This window comes from Streptomyces kronopolitis (assembly GCF_014646275.1).
Classification (GTDB): Bacteria; Actinomycetota; Actinomycetes; order Streptomycetales; family Streptomycetaceae; genus Streptomyces; species Streptomyces kronopolitis.
Genome location: NZ_BMND01000015.1, coordinates 14,627 through 36,089, shown reverse-complemented (window position 1 = coordinate 36,089; position 21,463 = coordinate 14,627). Strand labels below are relative to the sequence as shown.

General features: G+C 74.0%; 4 protein-coding genes. All 4 read right to left on the bottom strand.

The window, feature by feature from the left end:
- Nucleotides 1-291 precede the first annotated feature (291 nt).
- Complete coding sequence (locus IEY78_RS17700) at nucleotides 292-5,736, bottom strand: type I polyketide synthase (protein ID WP_308426921.1); 5,445 nt, start codon at nucleotides 5,734-5,736, stop codon at nucleotides 292-294.
- A 64-nt stretch (nucleotides 5,737-5,800) separates the two neighbouring features.
- On the bottom strand, nucleotides 5,801-10,729 hold the full coding sequence (locus IEY78_RS17695) for a type I polyketide synthase (RefSeq protein WP_189099363.1): 4,929 nt from the start codon (nucleotides 10,727-10,729) through the stop codon (nucleotides 5,801-5,803).
- Nucleotides 10,730-10,793: 64 nt separating this feature from the next.
- Nucleotides 10,794-16,388 carry a type I polyketide synthase gene (locus IEY78_RS17690; RefSeq protein ID WP_268240282.1) on the bottom strand — a complete coding sequence of 1,865 codons (5,595 nt, stop codon included), beginning with the start codon at nucleotides 16,386-16,388 and terminating at the stop codon, nucleotides 10,794-10,796.
- 42 nt (nucleotides 16,389-16,430) lie between these two features.
- Complete coding sequence (locus IEY78_RS17685; RefSeq protein ID WP_268240281.1) at nucleotides 16,431-21,416, bottom strand: type I polyketide synthase; 4,986 nt, start codon at nucleotides 21,414-21,416, stop codon at nucleotides 16,431-16,433.
- Nucleotides 21,417-21,463: the final 47 nt, after the last annotated feature.

The following is a 21,463-nucleotide window of genomic DNA, read 5'->3' as shown; positions in this document are numbered from 1 at the left end:
GTGCGGAGAATTCCGGTGGCGGGGTCGGGCCGTGGCCCATTGCGCCACCAGCTGTGCACGGGAAGGGAATTGGTGAAAGCGAGTGAAGGAGACATAGGCCTTACCTCCGTTCCCTACCTGGCGCCAAACAGTACGGACCGGGCCGTGGCGGAGATAACCCCTAGCTTCCCCTAGCCTTTTCTGCCCTTTCCTTTCCCGTGCAGCTATCCGCGCTGTGGGCTCGGCCAGCTGCTCCCGCACCGCTCACCCGCCCCTTTCCCGCACAGCCCACCCGCCCCATCGGGCAGTCGGTCAGAGGGTGTCCAGCCAGTCGTGGACCACGGCCGCGGTGGCATCGGCGTTCTCCGCCACGATGGTGCAGTGGTCGCCCGGGACCGTCGCGTCGGTGTGCGGCAGCGGCCAGTGGGTACGCCACTCCGCGGTGAGCGGCGGGAGCCCGGGATCGCCGGGGATGCACTCCTCGGGCCGGAGGAACAGCGTCGGTGTGGAGACCGGCTGCGGGCTCCAGCCGCGGAACATCCGGCGGTAGGTGCCGAGCGCGGTGATGGACGTGAAGTTCAGCTTGGTGAACCGCGACCGCCGCTCGTTCACCTCGTACGTCATCGCCTGGCGCAGCGCCACCGACATACCGTCGGGCAGATACGTGTCGAGCAGCACCAGCCCCTGGGCCGGTGTGCCGAACGCTTCCATACGGGCCGCGACGCAGTGCGCGAGCCAGCCGCTCGACGAGTACCCCAGCAGCGCGAAGGGCGAGCCGGCCGCGCATTGCCTGGCCGACTCGGCCAGGACGTCGATGAGCACCTCGACGCTCTCGGCCAGGGGTTCGCCCTTCAGGAAGCCCGGCACGGTCACCATGCTCAGATCCCGCCGGTCACGGAAGAAGCTGGCCAGCCGGACGAACTGCAGGGTCTGCTCCACCGGCGCGAAGGGCGGGAAGCTGATGACCGCGGGCCCTTGCCCACCGGTGGCGAGCCGTACGAAGCGCGTGCCGCCCGGTGCCTCGGCGGCGTCGGAGAAGCGCGCCCGCAGGCCGGACGCGCTGCCCAGCAGGTCCTCGACCTCCTCCATCCGACCCCGCAGCGCGACCTTGCGGTAGATGGCGGCGAAGGACTCGTCGGCCCCGGAGGCCAGGTCGTCATGTTCCCCGCCCGTTTGCTGTGCCGTGCGGTCTCGGCCCGCGCCGTCCAGTTCGGCGGCCAGGAAGTCACGTACGGCGGTCACCGTGGGGTGGTCGAAGACGAGCATCGCGGGTAGCGAGAGCCCGGTGGCGAGGCCCAGTTTGTTGCGCACCTGCACGGCGGAGAGCGAGTCGAAGCCGAGTTCCACCAGGGGCTGGTCCAGAGCGATGGCGGACGGGTCGGTGTGGCCGAGTACCTCGCTGAGCGTGGCGCGCACCAGGTCGTCCAGGACGGGCCCCCGCTCGGCCGGCGACAGTCCGGCGAGCCTGCCCCGCAGGTCGCCTCGGTCCGTGGGGGTGGTGGTCGCCGCCTCTTGCGGACGCCGCGCCCGCACCTGCGGCAGCTCCTCCAGCAACGGGCGCCGACGTGCCGCGCCGTAGCCCGTCATGAAGAGGTCCCAGTCCATGTCGGCGACGACTGCCGTGGGCTCGTCGGCGTCCAGAATCCGTTCCAGCGAGGCGATCGCCTTCGACGCGGGCATCGGTATCAACCCGCGGCGCCGGTACTGCTGTTCGGCCTCGGGGGTGACCATGCGGGAGTCCGCCCACACGCCCCAGGCGACGGATGTGGCGGCCAGCCCGCGGGCGCGGCGCATCCGGGCCAGGGCGTCGAGGTAGGCGTTGCCCGCGGCGTACCCGGCGTAGCGACCGCTGCCCCACACCCCGGAGACGGACGAGAAGAGGACGAACAGGTCGGTCTGCGCATCGCCGAACACCTCGTCGAGCACGGTGGCGCCGGTGATCTTGGCGGAGTAGACGGTCCGGAACTCCTCCAGGCTCATGTCCATGAGCGCGGTGCTCTGGCCGACGCCCGCGGCGTGGAAGACCGCGCGCACCGGTTCGCCGCCGGCCGCGAGTTCGGCCGCCAGGGAGGACATCCGCGTGTGGTCGGCGACATCGGCCGCGACGACGCGGACCCGGGAGCCGGCCTTCTCCAGCTCCTCGACGAGTTCGGTGGCCCCGGGTGCGTCGGGGCCGCTGCGGGAGAGCAGGACGAAGGAGCACGCGGCGCGCTCGGCGAGCCAGCGGGCCACGTGCGCGCCGAGTGATCCCGTGCCGCCGGTGATCAGCACGGTGCCGGACGGGTTCCAGGCACGGGTGGCGGGCAGGGCGGGGGCCTGCACCAGCCGGCGCAGCAGCACACCGCTGTCCCGCAGCGCCACCTGGTCCTCGGCCGCATCGCCCGCGAGGATGCCGGCGAGCCGGCCGGCGGTGTGCTCGCCGAGCCGTTCCGGCAGGTCGAGCAGACCGCCCCAGCGGTCGGGGTGTTCGAGGCCGGCGACCAGCCCGAGTCCCCAGCACGCCCCCGCGTGGGCGCTGCGCGGCGCCTCGCCGTCGCTCGTGCCGACCCCGCCCTGGGTCAGGCACCACAGCCGGGCTCCGGTCCCCGCGTCACCGAGTGCCTGCAAGAGGGTCAGGAGCGCGTCCGGGTGTTGGATCAGACTGACGACTCCGGCGAGCATGGGCGCGTCGGTGACGGCGTCGGCCAGCGCGGCCTTCGCCTCCTCGCGGTCGGTCCCGGTCTCCACGATCACCGTGTCGGCGAGGATCCGCGTCAGGACGCGCAGCGCCGCGGCGGTCTCCCCGGTGTCGTCGCCCGAGCGCACCACCACCAGCCAGGTCCCCGGAACCTGTGCGACGGACCGGGGCTCGGCCACCGGCTGCCAGACGATCCGGTAGCGCCACGAGTCGAGCGTGCTCCGCCACCGGGCCTCGCGGTGCCACCGGGCCAGCGCCGGGAGCGCCGGGGCGAGTTCGGCCGGTGCGCCCAGGCCGGTGAGCGTCTGCTCGTCCTCCTGCTCGACGGCCGCCCAGAACCGCTCTTCCTGGCTGTTGCGGGCCGCCGGTCGGGCGCCGTTCGAGGCGGTGGGGGAGGCCGTGCCGCCGAGCCAGTACGTCTGCCGCTGGAAGGGGTACGTGGGTAGCGGCACCCGCCGTCCGGCGCCCAGCAGGGACGGCCGGTCCATCGCCACACCGTGGGCGTGCGCCCGGCCCGCGGCCTGGAGGAGGGTGAGCACCTCGGGCGTGTCCCGGCGGGCGGCGGCCAGTGCGGGGCGGTCTCCGGCCAGCAGCGGGGTCAGTGCGGCGTCCGGGCCCAGTTCCAGGAAGAGGTCGACGGCGGGCATCTCCCGGATCGCGTCGGCGAAGCGGACGGCGTGGCGGGCGTGGTCGAGCCAGTAGCCGGCGGACGCGAAGGGGTGTGAGCTGTCGGCGGAGGGGCTGAGGGGGAGGGTGGGTTCGTGGAAGGTCAGTTCGTCGAGGACGGTGGTGAAGTGGTCGAGGATGGGGTCCATGAGGGGTGAGTGGAAGGCGTGGCTGACCCGCAGTCGGGTGGTGCGGCGGCCCTGTTCACGCCAGTAGTCCGCGATCCGCAGGACGGCTTCCTCGGCACCGGAGACCACGACCGCCTCCGGGCCGTTGACCGCGGCGATCGTGGCCGCGGGCTCCCCCGAGGTGAGGAGTTCGACCTCGACCTCGCTCGCGGCGATCGCGACCATGGCGCCGCCCTCCGGCAGCGCCTGCATCAACCGGCCCCGCGCCACGGCCATCCGTGCGGCGTCCGGCAACGACAGGACCCCCGCCACGCAGGCCGCGGCGATCTCGCCCACCGAATGCCCCGCGAGAACGGAGAACTCCACACCCCACGACTGCCACAGCCGCGCCATCGCCACCTCGAACGCGAAAAGCGCCGGCTGCGCGAACTCCGTCCGCTCCAACACCTCCGCGGGCCCCGACCACATCACCTCCCGCAACGACCGCCCCAACAACGGGCCGACCACCGCACACACCTCGTCCAGCACCCCGGCGAACACCGGGAAACGCCCCGCCAACTCACGCCCCATCCCCGGCCGCTGCGCACCCTGACCGGAGAACAGGCCCGCCACCCGCCCGGGGCCCGAGAGCACCGGAGTGACGGACGGCAGCGCGTCGAGCAGGGCCTCCCGGGTCTCGCCGACGACGGCGGCGCGGTGTGCGAACACGGTCCGCGTGGTGGCCAATGACCAGGCCACATCGCCCGGTTCGTCGGCGGGGCGGCGCAGCAAATGGGCGCGCAGCGCCTCCGCCTGGTCGCGCACCGCCTGCTCCGAGCGGCCGGAGAGCAGCAGCGGGACCGGACCGTCCGGGGCGGGTTCGTGCGCCTCGGGCTCGGTTTCGGCCTCTTCGAGGATGACGTGCGCGTTGGTGCCGCTGATGCCGAAGGAGGAGACCCCGGCCCGGCGCGGGGGCCCCTCGCTCTGCCACGGACGGGACTCGGCCAGCAGCCGGACGGCTCCCGCGCCCCAGTCCACCGCTGTGGTCGGGGTCGCCGCGTGCAGGGTCGGCGGCAGGGTGGTGTGCCGCATGGCCTGCACCGTCTTGATGACGCCCAGCACGCCCGACGCGGACTGGCTGTGCCCGATGTTCGACTTCAGCGAGCCCAGCCAGAGCGGCCTGGCGGGATCCCGGTCCAGGCCGTAGGTCGCCAGGAGCGCCTGGGCCTCGATCGGGTCCCCCAGCGTCGTGCCGGTGCCGTGCGCCTCCACGGCGTCGATGTCCCGCGGTGCCAGTCGCGCGCTCGCCAGGGCGTCGAGGATGACGCGCTGCTGGGACGGCCCGTTCGGAGCGGTCAGGCCGTTGGACGCACCGTCCTGGTTGACGGCGGAGCCGCGGATCACGGCGAGGACCTGATGGCCGTTGCGGCGGGCGTCGGAGAGCCGCTCCAGGACGAGGACGCCGGAACCCTCGGCCCAGCCGGTGCCGTCGGCGTCGTCGGAGAAGGACTTGCACCGGCCGTCGGCGGCCAGGCCGCCCTGCTTGGTGAACTCGACGAACACGCTCGGCGCCGCCATCACCGTCACCCCGCCGGCCAGCGCCAGGTCGCTCTCGCCGTACCGCAGCGACTGGCAGGCGAGGTGCAGCGCCACCAGCGAGGACGAACAGGCCGTGTCGATGGTCAGCGCCGCTCCCTCCAGGCCGAGGGTGTAGGCGATGCGCCCGGAGACCAGGGAGGTGGTGACGCCGATGATGCTGTGGTCCTCGGCGTCGGTGTCCCGGTCGTCGGCGTACATGTTCCAGCCGTAGCCCTGGGTGCCGGCGCCGACATGGACCGAGGTGCGGCTGCCGCGCAGGTCGGCGGGGAGGATCCCGGCGTCCTCCAGCGCCTCCCAGGTGGTTTCCAGCAGGAGCCGCTGCTGCGGGTCCATGCCGACCGCTTCACGTGGTGAGATGCCGAAGAACCCCGCGTCAAAGCCGCTCGCGTTGTACACGAAGCCGCCCTCCAGGACCCGGGTGGTGCCGGGCTGTTCGCCCAGGGGGTCGTAGAGCCGCTCGGTGTCCCAGCCGCGGTCGGTGGGAAAGGCGCCGATGGCGTCCGTGCCGGTGGAGACCAGTTCCCACAGCTCGGCCGGGTTGCTCGCGCCGCCGGGCAGCCGGCAGCCCATCCCGACGATGGCGACCGGCTCGTTCTCCTCGGCCTCGTACGCGCTGATCCGCTTCTTGGCCTGGCGCAGCTCCGCGGTGAGCTCGGTCAGGAAATGCCGCATCCGTCCGTCGGCGGACGCGCTCTTCTCTTGGGGCACGGGGGAAGCCTTTCGTGGCGGTGCCTGTTCGGGACACACGGATGTCGGGCCGGGAACTGGTGCGTCAGGAGATGCCGAACTCGCGGCCGAGGGCGTCGAGCATGTCGTCGTCGGAGGCGTCGGCGAGGTCCGTGTCCGCGGCGTCCTCCTCGGCGGACGGCCCGGCGGCGGACGGCCCGGTCTCCTTCCAGCGGGCGAGGATGCTCGACAGGCGCATGGTGATCCGGGCCCGGCCGACCGATCCCGCCTCCCAGCCGGCGAGAGCCGCTTCCAGACGGTCGAGTTCGCTCTCGGCGCTCACCGCCGGGTCGTCGTCCGCGCCCTCCGGCAGCAGGAGCGTGAGCAGGAAGGCGGCGGCCGCGGCGGGCGTCGGGTGGTCGAACGCGAGGGTCACCGGAGTCCGAAGCCCCGTCTTGCCGTCCAGCCGCTTGCGCAGGCCGACCGAGGCCAGGGAGTCCAGCCCGAGGTCCCGGAAGGCGCGGTGGGGTTCGATCCGCTCGGCGTCGCTCCAGCCCAGCTGCGCCGCCGCCTCGGTGCGCACGAGATCGGTCATCGCCGTCAGCCGTTCCGCCGGTCCCAGCGCCCGCATCTCGCGGCGGAAGACCTCCGCCGGAACGGACTCCACCTGCGGCCCGGCCGCACCGCGCAGGGCGGCCTGCCGCACCTCCGCCAGGTCCTCGATGAGCGGGCGGGGCCGGGCCGCGGTGTAGGTGGCGGCGAACGGCTCCCAGTCGACCTCGGCCACCGTCACCGCCGCATCGTCGTTCGCGAGGGCGAGGTGGAGCGAGGCGATGCCGTCCTGCGGGCTCACCGGGACGAGGCCGATGCGGCGCAGCAGCGGGGCCGTTTCGGCGTCCACCATGCCACCGTCGCCCCAGAATCCCCAGGCGACCGAGGTGCCGGCCGCGGCGCGGGCGCGGCGTTGCTCGACGAGGGCGTCCAGGGAGGCGTTGCCGGCGGCGTAGGCGCCGCTGCGGGAGCTGCCCCAGACCGCGGCGATCGAGGAGAACACGACGAACGCGTCCAGCTCGGTGTCGCCGAGGAGTTCGTCGAGCACCCGGGCCCCGTCGACCTTGGCCGAGACGACCTGCTGGAACTCGTCGGCCGTCATGTCCTCCAGCGGGGTGCTCTGCGGGACACCGGCGGCGTGGAACACCGAGCGCAACGGCCCGAACTCCGCGGTGACATCGGCCAGCACCCGCTCCATGGCTGCGTGGTCGGCGACATCGGCGGCGATGATCCGGACCGGCGTGCCGGTGTCCGCCAGTTCGGCCGCGAGCTCCGACGCACCGGGGGCGTCCGGGCCGCGGCGGGAGAGCAGGACCAGCGAGCAGCCGCCCTGCTCGGCGAGCCAGCGGGCCACCGCCCCGCCGATGGCCCCCGTCCCGCCCGTGACGAGCACCGTGCCGGACGCCTTCCACTCGCCCGGGTCCGAGACGGTGGCGGCGTGGGCCAGCCGCCGGGCCCAGACGCCGTTCGACCGGACGGCGAGCTGGTCCTCGTCGCCGGCGCGCGCCAGCACTCCGGCGAGCAGTGCGGCGCTGCGGTCGTCCAGCGAGTCGGGCAGGTCCACCAGGCCGCCCCAGCGGTCCGGCCGCTCCAGCGCGACAACCCGGCCGAGCCCCCAGAGGGCCGCGCCGCGAGGATCGGCCGGCGGGTCGGACGGGCCGGCGCTGACCGCGCCCGTCGTCAGGCACCACAGGGGTGCGGTGGCGTCCGTGTCGCCGAGGGCCTGGACGAGGGCGAGCAGCCGTTCGGCGTCCCGGCCGACGCAGGCCACGGCGTCGAACGGGCCCGCCCCGCCGAGTCGTTCGACGAGTGCGGCCCGGTCCGTGCCGGCCGGGGACAGCACCTCGGCCGTCTCGAACAGCCGCGCCACCTCTGTGGTCCGGTCGTCGTCGCCCACCAGCAGCCAGCGGCCCGGGACCCGGGCCGCGGACGGCGGTTCGGTGACGGCCCGCCAGGTGATCCGGTAGCGCAGCGAGTCCAGGCGCGACCGGCGACGCCCCTCGCGCCGCCAGCGGGCGAGCGCGGGCAGGACCTCGGCCAGGCCGGCGTCCGTGCCGATGTCGTCGGTCAGCTGCGCCAGGTCCTCGCGCTCCACGGCGTCCCAGAACCGGGCGTCGGTCTCCGTGACGGCGGCGACGGTGTCCGTGGCGGTGAGCCAGTAGTGCTCGTGCTGGAAGGCGTACGTCGGCAACGGCACCCGCTCACCCGGCGCCAGTACGCGGGTCCAGTCCACCGGGAGGCCGTGGACATAGCCCTCCGCCACGGAGAGCAGCATCTGCTCCGGGCCGCCCAGGTCGCGGCGCAGCGAGCCGAGGACCGTGCCGTCGGAGTCGGCGGCCCGGAGGGTCTGGTTGGTGCCGACCGTCAACTGCGGGTGCGGGCTGGCCTCGACGAAGAAGCCGAACCCGTCGGCCAGCATCGCCTCGGTGATGTCCAGGAACCGCACCGGCTCCCGCAGGTTCCGATACCAGTACTCCGGGTCCAGCTCCCGGCCCGTGAGCCGGGTGCCGGTGACCGTCGAGTAGAAGGGCACGTCCGCCTCGCGCGGTGCGATGCCCTGGAGGGCGGCGACGAGTTCGTCGCGTACCGACTCGATCTCGGCCGAGTGCGCGGCGATGCCCGCGACGTCGACGCGCCGGGACCACACCCCGTCGGCGTTGCAGCCTTCCTGGAAGTCGTGCAGCGCCCCGGCCTCGCCCGAGACGACGACCGAATCCGCCCCGTTGACGGCGGCGATGGACAGCTTTCCGTGCCACGGCGCGATCCGGTCCGTGGCGGCCTGTGCGGAGAGCCCGACCGCCAGGGCGCCACCGCGGCCGGCGACCTTGATCAGGAGCCTGGAGCGGGTGACCACGATCCGGGCGGCGTCGGCCAGCGACAGCGCGCCGGAGATGTAGGCGGCCGCGATCTCCCCCTGGGAGTGGCCGACGACGCCGTGGACATCGACGCCGTAGGAGCGCCAGAGCTTCGCCAGGGAGACCATGACCGCGAACAGCGCGGGTTGCAGGACGTCCACCTCGTCGAGGCGCTGTTCGTCGGCACCGGTCACGACATTGATCAGCGACCAGTCGACCATCTCGTCGATCACCTTGGCGCACTCGTGCAGCGACTCGGCGAACACCGGGGAGGACGCGAGGAGTTCGCGGGCCATGCCCGGCCACTGCGAGCCCTGGCCGGGGAACATCAGGGCCACCTTCCGGCTCGCCGTCACCGTGCCGGTGACGACGCTGCGCGGCAGGTCGAGGCCGTCCGCCAGGCACCGCAGGTCGGCCAGCAGCGCGGTGCGGTCCGGGGCCACCACGGCGGCCCGGTGGTGCAGATGCGCGCGGGTCGTGGCGAGCGACCAGGCGACATCGGCCGGCTTCGCGTCGGGTGCGGCCAGCAGGTGCCGGTGGAGCCGGTCCGCCTGTGCGGCGAGACCGGCGGACGTCCGGGCGGACAGGACGACGGGGTGGGGCCCCGGCGACGCGGCGGATCCCGCTTCTGCCGCGGTGTCGGCATCGGAATCGGTGTCGGCCGTGGCGGGGCGGGCGTCGTGTTCGAGGATGACGTGCGCGTTGGTGCCGCTCACCCCGAACGCGGACACCGCGGCCCGGCGGGGGCGGTCGACCTCCGGCCAGGCCAGCGCCTCGCGGAGCAGTTCGACCCGGCCGGCCGACCAGTCGACCTGGGTGGTCGGCCGGTCCACGTGCAGCGTCTTGGGCATGACCCCGTTGCGCAGCGCGAGGACGGTCTTGATGACCCCGGCGATGCCGGCGGCGGCCTGGGTGTGGCCGATGTTGGACTTCAGCGAGCCGAGCCGCAGCGGGCGGTCGGCGCCGCGGCCCTGGCCGTACGTCGCGAGCAGGGCCTGCGCCTCGATCGGGTCGCCGAGCGGGGTGCCGGTGCCGTGCGCCTCCACCATGTCCACCTGGTCGGCGGCGACTCTGGCGGCGGTGAGCGCGGCCTCGATCACCCGTTGCTGCGAGGGGCCGTTCGGTGCCGTCAGGCCGTTCGACGCCCCGTCCTGGTTGAGGGCCGAGCCCCGGACGACGGCCAGTACCCGGTGGCCGTTGCGGCGGGCCGCGGAGAGCCGCTCCACGACGAGCACACCGCACCCCTCCGACCAGCTGGTGCCGTCCGCGTCGGCCGAGAACGCCTTGCAGCGGCCGTCCCGGGCCAGCGCACGCTGCTTGCTGAACTCCGTGAAGACCATCGGGGTGGCGATCACGGCCGCCCCGCCGACCAGGGCGAGGTCGCACTCGTCGCGGCGCAGCGACTCGCAGGCCAGATGGAGCGCGACCAGCCCCGCCGAGCAGGCGGTGTCGACGGTCATCGCCGGGCCTTCGAGACCGAAGAGGTACGAGATCCGCCCCGAGGCGACGGCCGGGGCGCCGCCCGTCACGACATGGCCCTCCGCGTCGGCGGGGACCTCCGCCGACTGGGGCCCGTAGCCGAAGGGCGACAGCCCGACGTACACGCCGGTGGTGCTGCCCCGCAGCGAGGTCGGCGGTATTCCCGCCTGTTCCAGGGCCTCCCAGGAGGTTTCGAGCAGCAGCCGGTGCTGCGGGTCCATCGCCCGTGCCTCGCGCGGGGAGATCCCGAAGAACTCGGCGTCGAACCCGGCGGCGTCGTGCAGGATCCCGCTCTCCATGACGTAGCTCTTGCCGGGGCGGTCAGGGTCCGGATCGTAGAGCGTGTCCAGCGGCCAGCCCCGGTCGGCGGGCAGCGGGCCGATGGCGTCGACCTCGGCGGCCACCAGCTCCCACAGGTCCTCGGGCGACCGCACGCCCCCGGGGAAACGGCACCCCATGCCGACGATCGCGAGGGGTTCGGCGGCCTGTTCACGCTCGGTCCGCAGGCGCTGCTTGGTCTGCCGCAGATCAGCGGTCACCCGCTTGAGGTAGTCGCGGTACTTCTCCTCGGTCTGCTGCGGGGACGCGGGGGACCCGGCGGACGCGCGGGAGGGACCGGGGGCGTCGGACGCGGTGGGATCGGTGGACACGGGGGACTCCTTGTGTGGTCGGTGGGAGGCCGGAGGGCCGGGCTCGAACGGTGCCGAGCCGGGCTCACGCCAGGCCCAGCTCCCGGTCGGCGAGCGCGAAGATGTCGTCGTCCGTCTCCGCCTGGTCCGCGGCGTCCTCCGTGCGCTGCTCCCTGCCGTCGTCGAGCCGCCACAGCAGGGAGCGCAGTCGGGCGGTGGCCCGGTCGCGTTCCCCGTCGCCCACGTCGGGGGTGGTGAGCAGGGCCGTGAGGTGCTCGACGGCCTCGGTCAGCGGGGACGTGCTCTGCTGCGAGTCCATGCGGGTGAGCAGATGGTGGGCGAGCGCCGACGGCGAGGGCAGGTCGAACAGCAGGGTGGCCGGGAGGGTGAGACCGGTGGCGGAGGCGAGGCGGTTGCGCAGCTCCACAGCGGTGAGGGAGTCGAGACCGAGGTCCTTGAAGGGCTGCTCGTCGTCGACCGCCCCGTCCTGGTGGTGGCCCAGCACGGCCGCCACGTTCTCGCGGACGACGTCCAGCAGCATCCGGCGCCGCTCGTCCTCCGACAGCTCCGACAGACTCGTCCGCAGCGCGGTCCCGGACACCGGGCCGCTCTTCGCCGCGCGGACCGGACCCGCGGGGGTGCGGACCACGCCGGCGAGTACCGGCGGCAGCGCTCCCGCGGTGGCGCGGGCCCGGAGAGCGGGCAGGTCGAGACGGACGGGCAGGACCACCGGCCCGTACTCCGCGCCGATCGCCGCGTCGAACAGCGCCAGTCCCTCGGCGGGGGACATCGTGACCAGTCCGGAGCGGTTGAGGCGGTCGACGTGCGCGGTGCCGATCTCGGCCGCCATGCCGGTGGAGTCGCTCCACAGCCCCCAGCCCAGCGAGAGCCCGGGGAGTCCCTCGGCGCGGCGGCGCCGGGCGACCGCGTCCAGGAAGGCGTTGGCGGCGGCGTAGTTGCCCTGGCCGGGACCGCCCAGGGTGCCTCCGACGGAGGAGTAGAGCACGAACGCGGTCAGATCCAGGTGCCGGGTCAGCCGGTCCAGGACGACGGCGGCGTCGGCCTTCGGCCGCAGTACCGTCTTCAGCCGCTCGGGCGTCAGGTCCTCGACGAGCGCGTCGTCCAGGACGCCGGCCGTGTGGATCACGGCGGTGAGCGGATGCCCGGTCGGCAGCGAGCCGAGGAGTTCCCCGACGGCGGCGGAGTCGGCCATGTCGCACGCCGCGATCGTCACCCGCGCCCCCAACTCGTCGAGTTCGGCGGCGAGTTCGGCGGCTCCGGGTGCCTGCGGGCCGCGTCGGCTGGTCAGCAGCAGATGCCGCACACCGTGCTCGACCACGAGATGCCGGGCCAGCAGGCTGCCCAGTCCGCCCGTGCCGCCGGTGACCAGCACGGTTCCCTCGCCGTCGAAGGGGGAGGGCCGCCGGGCGGCGGCGCGGGCCGGGGCCAGGCGGGGCACATGGGCGACCCCGCGGCGCACGGCCACCTGGGGTTCCTCGTGGGCGAGGACACCGGGCAGCGCGGACCAGGACGCCGGATCGTCGTCGAGATCGGCCACCAGGACCCGCCCCGGATGCTCGTTCTGCACGGTCCGGACGAGCCCCCAGGCCAGAGCGCCGCATGCGTCGCCGGGGGGAGCGTCGTCGGCGTCGGGCGTGACCGCGCCCCGGGTCAGCAGAACGAGCCGGGAGGCCTCGAAGCGCGCCTTCCCCAACCAGGTCTGCACGAGGTCGAGGACGGTCGCGGCGTACTCGTGCGCCCGCTCGACGAGGTCGGCGGAGTCCTCCGGCGGGCCGCCGGGGGAGTGGGGGAGGAAGCAGGGGACGAGGACCGCTTCGGGCACCGGGCCGTCCGTCGCGTCCAGAGCGTCGGCGAGCGCCGGCAGACTCGTGTGGTGGCGCAGCTCGACGCCGTCGACCGCGTACGCGTCGGGCCCGTCGGCCGCGATCAGTGGCCAGGTCCGCGCCGCGGAGCCGGCCGCGCCCGCGGGCAGCTCCCGCACGGGCCACTCCACCGTGTACAGCGAGGTCGGGTCGGCGCCGGGGGTCCGCAACTGCTCCTGGCTGACCGGGCGCAGGGCGAGTTCACCGACCGTCGCGACCGGCCGGCCCGTGCCGTCGGCCAGCTCCAGGCCGACGCTGCTCGGCCCCGTGCCGCGGACCCGTACGCGCAGCGCGTCGGCGCCCGAGGCGTGCAGCCGTACCCCGCTCCAGGAGAACGGCAGGTGTGCCTGGCCCGTGTGCAGGATCGCGCTGGGCAGGGCGAGGGAGTGCAGGGCGGCGTCCAGCAGCGCGGGGTGCAGCGTGAACCGCTGCGCGTCGGACAGCTGGGGGAGGTCGATGTCGGCGTAGAAGTCCTCGCCGAGCCGCCATGCGGCCCGCAGCCCCCGGAACGACGGTCCGTACTCGACGCCGCCCTCGGTCAGGCGGTCGTAGAGGTCGTCGACCGGGACGGGGACGGCCCCGGCCGGCGGCCAGGCCTGCGACGCGGCGGCCGGATTCTCCTGCGGACCGGTGGCGAGCAGCCCGGTGGCGTGGCGCGTCCACGCGGCGTGCGGGTCGCCGTCCTGCGGCCGCGAGTGGATGGTGATCGTGCGCCGCCCCGCGTCCTGGGCCGCGCCGACCAGGACCTGCACGGAGCGGGCGCCCTCCTCGGGCAGGATCAGCGGGCTCTCCAGCGTGAGCTCCTCGACCTGGGTGCAGTCCGTGTGTCCGGCGGCGGTCAGGGCCATGTCCAGCAGCCCCGCGCCGGGCACCAGCACCACGCCCAGCACGGCGTGGTCGGCGAGCCAGGCATGCTCCCGCAGCGACAGGCTGCCGGTGAGGACGACCCCGTCCGTGCCCGGTAGCGCGGTCTGCGCCGTCAGGAGTGGATGGCCGATGCCGGTCAGGCCCGTGCCCGCCACATCGGTCCGCTCCACGCCGTCCAACCAGTGGCGCTCCCGCTGGAAGGCGTAGGTGGGCAGGTCCGGCGACGGGGCGGACGGGGTGGCCGCGGCGGGCCAGCGGACCGGGATGCCCCGGGCGTGCAGCCGGGCCAGCGCCGCCAGAAACGTGGGTGTCTCCTCGTGCTTGCGGCTGAGGGTGGGCACGAAGGCGGCGGTGTCCTGGTCGAGGATCTCGCCGCCGAGCGCCGTGAGCGCGGCGTCCGGGCCCAGTTCGAGCACGGTGTCCACCTGCTCGCGGGCCAACGCCCGTACCCCGTCGGCGTACCGGACCGTGGCGCGGATGTGGTCCGCCCAGTAGGCGGGGTCCGCGAGCCGGTCGTCGCCGATCAGATCCCCGGTCACGTTGGAGATCACGGGGATCGTGGCCGGCCGGAAGGTGACGGACGCCGCGATCCGGGCGAACTCGTCCAGGACCGGATCCATGAGCGGGGAGTGGAACGCGTGGCTCACATCGAGGTACCGGACACGGCGGCCCCGCCCGGCGAACTCCTTCTCCAGCCTCTGCACGGCCTCGGTGCGCCCCGAGACCACCACCGACGCGGGCCCGTTGACCGCGGCCACCGCCACGTCGCCGCCCTTCTCCGCCGACTCGGCGACCCACGGCAGCACCTCGTCCTCCGACGCCTGGATCGCCAGCATCCGCCCGTCCTCGGGCAGCGACTGCATCAGCCGCCCACGGGCCGCCACCAGCCGTGCCGCGTCCTGGAGGGAGAGCACCCCGGCGGCGTGCGCGGCGGACAGTTCGCCCACCGAATGCCCGATCAGCAGATCCGGGTGGACACCGAGCGACTGCATCAGGCGGAACAGCGCCGTCTCCACGGCGAACAGGGCCGGCTGTGCGTACGCCGTCGTCCCCAGCGCCTCGGCGCCGGCGGGATCGTCGGCGAGGACCAGCGACGCCAACGGGCGCTCCAGGTGCGGGTCCAGCGCCGCGCACGCCGCGTCGAACGCCTCGGCGTACGCGGGAAAGGTCTCGTACAGGCCGCGCCCCATGCCCGGGCGCTGCGCTCCCTGCCCGGTGAACGCGAAGGCGAGACCGCCCCCGGCCGCCGTCTCCAGCCGTACGCCCGGCGCCGGCCGGTCCTCGCTCAGCGCCGACAGCCCGCTCAGCAGTTCGTCGTGGCCGGCGCCGGTGACCACCGCGGAGTGCTCGAACACCGACCGCCGTGTGGCCAGGGCCAGGCCCACCGCTTCCGGCGCCACGTCCGGGTGTTCCGCGGCCCAGTCCCGCAACCGGGCCGCCTGCGCCCGCAGCGCCCGCTTGCCCCGCCCGGACACCACCCACGGCATGCCCGTCAGGCGCGTTGCCGGGGCAGCCGCGTCCTCGGGAGCTGCGTCCGGGGCCTCTTCCGGGGCCTCTTCGAGGATGAGGTGGGCGTTGGTGCCGCTGATCCCGAACGCGGACACGCCCGCCCGGCGCGGGCGGCCCTCACGCGGCCAGTCCCGCGGCTGCGTGAGCAACCGCACCTCACCCGCCGACCAGTCCACCTCCGGCGTCGGCGCGTCCACGTGCAACGTCCGCGGCAGCACCCCGTGCCGCAGGGCCATCACCGACTTGATCACACCGGCGACGCCCGCGGCGGCCTGCGCATGCCCGATGTTCGACTTCAACGACCCCAGCCACAGCGGCCGTTCGGCCGACCGGCCCTGCCCGTACGTCGCCAGCAGCGCTTGCGCCTCGATCGGATCACCCAGCCGGGTCCCCGTCCCGTGCGCCTCCACCACGTCGACCTCGTCGGCCGACAGCCCGGCCGCGGTCAGCGCCCGCCGGATCACCCGTTGCTGCGAGGGCCCGTTCGGCGCCGTCAGACCGTTCGAGGCGCCGTCCTGGTTGACCGCCGACCCGCGGATGACGGCGAGCACCCGGTGCCCGTGGCGCCGCGCGTCCGACAGCCTCTCCAGCGCCAGGACACCCACGCCCTCCGACCAGCCGGTGCCGTCCGCGTCCGCCGCGAAGGACCGGCACCGGCCGTCCGGGGACAGCCCGCGCTGACGGCTGAACTCCACGAACATCACGGGGGTGTTGATGACCGTCGCCCCTCCCGCCAGGGCCAGCGCGCACTCTCCCGCGCGCAGTGCCTGGACCGCGAGGTGCAGTGCCACCAGCGAGGACGAGCAGGCCGTGTCCACGCTGACGGCGGGGCCTTCGAGCCCGAGGGTGTAGGCGAGCCGGCCGGACACCACCGAGATGGCGTTGCCGGTGCCGACGAACCCCTCGGCCTCCTGCCGGGACTTCTGCAGATGGATGATGTGGTCCTGCATGCCCGTACCGATATAGACACCGGTGTCGCTCCCGTCGAGCGAGGTCGGCGGTATTCCGGCGCGCTCCAACGCCTCCCAGCCCGTCTCCAGGACCAGCCGCTGCTGCGGATCCATCGCGGCGGCCTCGCGCGGCGAGATGCCGAAGAACCCCGCGTCGAAATGGGTGGCGGTGTCGACGAACCCGCCGCCGCGGGCGTAGGTGGTGCCGGGCGCCGTCGGATCGGGGTCGTACAGGGTGTCGAGGTTCCAGGAACGGTCGGTGGGCAGATCGCCGATGACGTCGCGTCCCTCGGCGACCAGCTGCCACAGATCCTCCGGCGAGAACACCCCGCCCGGGTAGCGGCACCCCATCCCGACGATCGCGATCGGCTCGCGGGACGCCTCCTCCGTCGCCTGGAGCCGCACCCGGGTGTCGTGCAGGTCCGCGGTCACGCGCTTCAGGTAGTCCAGCAGTTGTTCTTCGGATCGCATGTCCTGCTCATCTCTGGAATATGGGCCGACGACGGGTTCTGGCTACGAGAGGCCGAGTTCTCGGTCGATGAAGGCGAGGACCTCGGACCGGTCGGCGTCCGCCAGCGTTTGTGCGACATCGCCGGCGCCGTTCGTCGGGGCGGCGTCCCATCGGGCGGCCAGCGAGCGCAGCCGGGTCGCGACGAGGTGCTGTTCGGCTTCGTCGAGGTCGGCGGAGCCGAGTGCCGAGCCGAGGCGGTCGATGTCGGTGAACAGGGTCGACGAGGTGGGCGCCCCGTCACCGAGGAGGGTCCGGCTCAGATGCCCGGCGACCGCCTCCGGTGTCGGATGGTCGAAGACCAGCGTGGCCGGGAGGGCGACTCCGGCCACCGACTGGAGCCCGTTGCGCAGTTCGAGGGCGGTGAGGGAGTCGATGCCGAGTTCCTTGAACTGCTGCCGCGGGGACACGGCGTCGGGCCCGGGATACCCGAGCGTGCTCGCCACCTGGGCACGGACCGTGGTGAGCAGGAGCCGGTCGCGCTCCGTGCCGGTGAGGCCCGGCAGGCGCTCGGCCAGCGTGGGGCCGGCCCCGCCGCCGGGTATGTCGTCGCGCCCGTCGGAGGCGGTGGGGTTTGCGAGCGTGGGCTGGGCCAGTTCCCGCAGCAGGGGGCTCGGCCGGGCGGCGGTGAACGAGGGCAGGAACCGCCCCCAGTCGACGTCGACGAGCGCCACGTTCGCCGGACCGTCGGGGCCGCCGGACAGCAGCGCGGACAGCCCCAGGACGGCCAGACGGGGCTCCAGCGCGGTGAGCCCGCGCCGCTGCAGGCGCTCCTCGATGCCCTCGTCCACGAGACCGCCGCCGGTCCATGGCCCCCAGGCGATCGAGGTGGCGGGCAGCCCGTCGGCCCGGCGCCGCCGGGCCAGGGCGTCGAGGTGCGCGTTGGCGGCCGCGTAACCGGCCTGGCCGCTGCTGCCCACGGTGGCGGCGAAGCCGGAGAACAGCACGAACGCCGAGAGTGCGGTGCCGCGGGTGAGTTCGTCCAGCAGCCGGGCGCCCTCGGTCTTCGGCGCCAGGACGCCTTCCAGGCGTCCGGTGTCCAGGTCGGCGGTCATGCCGTCGTCGAGCACTCCGGCGGCGTGGAAGACCGCCGTCAGCGGATGCCGGTCCGGAATGCCGTCGAGGAGTTGCTGTACGGCCCGGCGGTCGGCGACATCGCAGGCGGCGATGGTCACGGTGGCGCCCGACGCCTCCAGATCGGCCCTGAGTTCGGCCGCGCCGGGCGCGTCGGCCCCGCGTCGGCTGGTCAGCAGCAGATGGCCGGCTCCCTGGTCGGCGGCCCAGCGGGCGACATGGGCGCCCAATGCGCCGGTCCCGCCGGTGATCAGGACGGTTCCGGTCGGCCGCCAGGGAGCGGTCGCAGCGGCCGGGCGCGCGCCGCCGTCCGCGACGAGCCGGCGTCCGAGGATGCCGACCGGGCGCAGCGCCAGCTGGTCCTCGCCGGTGTGTGCGCTGCCCAGGGCCGCGCACAGCTGGGTGCCCGCGTGCGGGTCGAGGGCGCCCGGCAGGTCGACGAGTCCGCCCCAGCGGTCGGGGTGTTCCAGCGCGACCACCCTGCCCAGGCCCCAGATCTGGGCCTGTTCGACCGCACCGGGCCGGTCGCCGGCCGCGGTGGTGACCGCACCCTGCGTCAGGCACCACAGGGGCGCCGTGATCCCGGCGGCGCCCAGCGCCCGGACGAGGGCGAGGGTCGCCGCCGTGCCCCGGGGCACCGAGGGCCGCGCGGCGTCGTGCCGCCCGTCGAAGGCCAACAGGGACACCACTCCGGCCGGCTCCGGCCCGCCGTCCGCGCAGGCCTGACGCAGGCGCTCGGTGAGCGTCGCGGCGTCGGTGTCCGCCGTGTCGACCGGGAGGTCGACGACCGGGCAGCCCGCCTCCCGCAGGCTGTCCCGCACCCATTCCGCGGGGGCGTCGGACTCCGTGCCGCCCGGGTGGACCAGCAGCCACCTGCCCTGCGGCCCCGCGGCGGGAAGGTCGACCGGCCGCCACCGCTCGATGTACCGCCAGCCGTCCACCCTGGCCCGTTCGAGCCCCTGGCGGTGCCAGGAAGCCAGCTCCGGCAGGACGTCCTTGAGCGGAGTCCGGTCGTCGCACCGCAGGTCCGCACCGAGACGACCCAGGTCCCCGTTCTCCACGGCCTCCCAGAAGTGGGCGTCCACCGCCCCCTGACCGACGCTCGCGGGCGCGCCCGCCGCCGGCCCGCGGCCGCCGTCCGGCGCGGCCGCCGGCCGGGGCCAGTAACGCTCGCGCTGAAAGGCGTACGTCGGCAGGTCGACCTGCGGCGCGCCGGCCAGCTCCGGCAGTGCCGCCCAGTCGACGCTGACGCCGCTGACATAGGCCCTGGCCAGGGAGGTGAGGAAGGCCCGCCGGTCGCCCGTCTGGCGCCGCAAGGTGCTGAGAACGGCCGCCTCCCCGCCCTCCTGCTCCACGATCTCCGACAGCGCCACCTTCAGCACCGGGTGGGGGCTGATCTCGATGTAGACCTTGTTCCCGGTGGCGGCGAGCCGCTGGACGACCGGCCCGAACTCGACGGTCCGCCGCGTATTGCGGTACCAGTAAGCGGCGTCCGGCACCGTCTCGGCCCCCGCCGGCTCCCCGGCGACCGTCGACAGGAAGGCGATGCGCGCCGGCTCCGGCGCGAGGTCCGCCAGATCCGTCAGCAACCGCTCTTCGAGGGCTTCGACCTCGGGGTAGTGGGAGGCGCAGTCCGTGGCGACGCGCCGGGCGCGTATGCCCCGCTCGGCACAGACCGCCAGCAACTCGTCCACCGCCTCGTTGTCGCCGGAGACCACGCTGATGGACGGGCTGTTGACCCCGGAGACGAACAGCCGGTCCGGCCAGGCGGCGATCAACTCCTCGACCTGCGCCCGCCCGAGGGGAACGGACACCATGCCGCTGCGCCCGGACAGTTCCAGCAGGGCCCGGCTGCGCAGCACCGCCACCTTGGTCGCGTCGGCGAGCGACAGCGTGCCGGCCGTGTAGGCGGCCGCGATCTCCCCCAGGGAACTGCCCACCACGGCCGACGGCTCGACACCCAGCGAACGCCACAAATCGGCCAGGGCGACCGTGACCGAGAACAGCACGGGCTGGATCACATCGACCCGGTCCAGGCCCGGCGCCCCCTCGGCCTCGCGCAGCACGTCCAGCAGGGACCACTCGACGTGCTCGGCGAGCGCCTCGGCGCAGGCGTGCAGGGTCTCCGCGAAGACCGGGAACTCCTCCCGCAACTCCAGCGCCATGCCTGCCCACTGGCCCCCTTGACCGGGGAAGACGAAGACCACGTCCCGGCCGCCGACGGCGTGACCGGCGACCGTCCGGGCGTCGGGAACGCCCTGGACGACGTTGTCCAGCCCGTCGAGCAGCTCGGCCCGGTCCGCGCCGAGGACGACGGCCCGCTCGTCGAATGTGCTCCGAGTCGTCACCAGCGAGCCGGCGACCTGAGCGGGTGCGAGGTCGGGGTGGTCGGTCAGGTGGCTGTGCAGCCTGCGGGCCTGCTCCCGGACGGCGGCGGCGGTACGGGCCGAAAGGACCAACGGCACCGTCGCACCGCCGCCGGTGCCCGTGCTGTCCGCGGCGTCGTCGTCGTGTGACGATTCCTTCGGGGCTTCTTCGAGGATGAGGTGGGCGTTGGTGCCGCTGACCCCGAACGAGGACACCCCGGCCCGGCGAGGCCGGTCCTCACGCGGCCAGTCCCGCGGCTGCGTGAGCAACCGCACCTCACCCGCCGACCAGTCCACCTTCGGCGTCGGCTCGTCCACATGCAGCGTCTGCGGCAGCACCCCGTGCCGCAACGCCATCACCATCTTGATCACGCCACCGACCCCCGCGGCGGCCTGCGCATGCCCGATGTTCGACTTCAACGACCCCAGCCACAACGGCCGTTCGGGCGACCGGCCCTGCCCGTACGTCGCCAGCAGCGCCTGCGCCTCGATCGGATCACCCAGCCGCGTCCCCGTCGCATGCCCCTCCACCGCGTCGATCTCCTCGGCCGTCAGCCGGGCGTCGCGCAAGGCCTGCCAGATGACACGCTCCTGGGAAGGCCCGTTCGGGGCGGACAGGCCGTTGGAGGCCCCGTCCTGGTTCACCGCGGATCCACGGATCAACGCCAGGACCGGATGGCCGTTGCGCTCGGCGTCGGACAGCCGCTCCATCACGACCATGCCGACGCCCTCGGCCCACGCGGTGCCGTCCGCGGCGGCCGCGAAGGACTTGGCCCGGCCGTCGGGGGCGAGGTTGCGCTGCTTGCAGAACTCGGTGAACGTCGTGGGCATCGACATCACCGTCACCCCGCCGGCCAGGGCCAGTGAGCACTCCCGGCCGCGCAGCGACCGGGCCGCCATGTGCATCGTCACCAGCGACGAGGAGCAGGCCGTGTCGACGGTGACGGCCGGGCCGACCAGGCCGAGGGCGTAGGACAGCCGGCCGGAGACCACACTGCCGGTGTTACCGGTGGTCAGGAAACCCTCGAAATCCTCGACGGACTCGTGCAGTCGGACGGCGTAGTCCTGATTCATGGCCCCGGCGAAAACACCGACATCGCTGCCGCGCAAGGCCTGCGGAGAAATCCGGGCCCTTTCCAGGGATTCCCAGGCGACTTCCAGCAGCAGCCGCTGCTGGGGATCGATGGTCACGGCCTCGCGCGGAGATATCCCGAAGAACGCGGCATCGAACCATCCGGCGTCATAGAGAAACCCGCCCTCGCGCACATACGACGCCACTTTTCCGTCCGCCGACTCATTGAAGAGCGCGTCCAGATCCCAGCCCCGGTCCACGGGAAACGAACCGCTCGCCCCCCGCCCCGACGACACCAACTCCCAAAGCGCTTCAGGGGAGTCCACATGCCCGGGGAAACGGCAGCTCATACCCACGATGGCAATGGGCTCGCCGTTCCTGTCCTCTTCCGCCTGAAGCCGTCGCCGGGTATCGCGCAGGTCCCGCGTGACCTTCCGGAGCGCGGTCACCAGCTGGTCCGACTGACCTTCACCTGTCATGACCATCCGTTCTCTCCACTGACGCTGCGGGTTCCGCAAGAAGGGTT

What these genes read in the sequence shown, in the direction of transcription:
- IEY78_RS17690 (WP_268240282.1), bottom strand. Translation starts at nt 16,388, where the DNA reads ATGCGATCCGAAGAACAACTGCTGGACTACCTGAAGCGCGTGACCGCG.
- IEY78_RS17685 (WP_268240281.1), bottom strand. Translation starts at nt 21,416, where the DNA reads ATGACAGGTGAAGGTCAGTCGGACCAGCTGGTGACCGCGCTCCGGAAG.